At 68.6% G+C, this 258-nt stretch carries 1 pseudogene; it reads right to left on the bottom strand.

Features of this window, described 5'->3' with window-relative positions:
- Positions 1-207: pseudogene (locus AC0KVN_RS27695) on the bottom strand (relaxase/mobilization nuclease domain-containing protein); the annotation flags it as partial.
- Between the last annotated feature and the right edge of the window lie 51 nt (positions 208-258).

The following is a 258-nucleotide window of genomic DNA, read 5'->3' as shown; positions in this document are numbered from 1 at the left end:
GCGCAGCATACGGTCGGGCACCGTCTCGATGCTGCCGCGCTCCTGTATGAATTGGCGCACATCGCGCGCCAGCTTGCGGTCCTCACGGTCGGCGCTGCGATCGAGCCGTTCGGCCGCGGCCTCATAGCGTCGCTTGGTGTCCTGCCAGCGCGCCCGTGTCTTCGATACGAAAGCCGGCTGCTGCGCCTTGCCGAGCGCGATTTGCATGGCCTCCCGCGCCTGACGTAGATCGGCCTCGGTCGGTTGACGGGACGCGCC

Source organism: Sphingobium sp. SG1, from assembly GCF_057063145.1.
This window is presented reverse-complemented; position numbering and strand designations above follow the sequence as displayed.